The organism is Dietzia sp. SYD-A1, from assembly GCF_015356725.1.
In the GTDB taxonomy this organism is placed as follows: domain Bacteria; phylum Actinomycetota; class Actinomycetes; order Mycobacteriales; family Mycobacteriaceae; genus Dietzia.
In genome coordinates, this window is sequence record NZ_JADDKI010000456.1 from 1 (window position 1) to 767 (window position 767).

General features: G+C 70.9%; 2 protein-coding genes. Both read left to right on the forward strand.

Annotation, left to right across the window (positions count from 1 at the left end):
- Window positions 1-411, forward strand: a 411-nt coding sequence (locus IY392_RS15620) for a LysE family translocator (RefSeq protein WP_194861702.1), incomplete at its 5' end; no start/stop codon positions are given.
- A 24-nt stretch (window positions 412-435) separates the two neighbouring features.
- Window positions 436-767: MFS transporter (locus IY392_RS15625; protein ID WP_194861703.1), on the forward strand; the 332-nt coding region annotated here is incomplete at its 3' end.

Sequence of the window (767 nt, forward strand, 5' to 3'; positions counted from 1 at the left end):
CTGCGGGGCTGGTGGCGCTCCCGGTCGCGGGCGGGGCTCGCCGGGCCCGATCCCACCGGCGCGGAATCATCGCACCCCGCCCCTGCAGCCCCCGCCTCACTCGGCCCTCGGCAGCTGGGAACCGATTTCGCTCGCGGGCTGGCCACCAACCTGGCAAATCCCAAGGCGCTGGTGTTCTTCGGCGCCGTCCTGACCCCGTTCCTGAGCGGCGAGGTCCCGCCCGGTCAGGCCGTTGCACTCGTCGCCGGCATGATCGCCGTGGCGCTGATGTGGTTCTGCACCCTCGCCGTGGCGGCGTCGCACCGACTGGTCAACGAGCGAGTCGGGCGGGTCCTGCCGACGGTGGACGTGGTCGTCAGCACGTTGTTCGTGGCGGTGGGGGTGGCGTTCGTGATCGAGGCGCTGACCTGACGATCGGGCGATAGGTTCTGCCACATGACAAGTGCGCCTTCCGATCGCGCGTGGTGGCGCGCCGCCCTCGCGGTGTTCGCCGTGGGATGGGGCGCCAACCAGTTCGCACCGTTGCTGCTGCTCTACCGCGAGGAACAGGGCCTCGGACAGACCGAGGTCACCGCGATGTTCAGCGTGTACATCGTCGGGCTCCTGCCCACGCTCCTCGTGGCGGGCCGGTGGTCCGACGCCCACGGTCGACGCGTGCTCATGCGGCCGGTCCTCGTCCTGTCTCTGGTCGCCACCGTGCTGATGCTGCTCGGGCCGCAGGACCCGCTGTGGCTCTACCTCGGCCGCTTCCTGGCCGGGCTCGCATC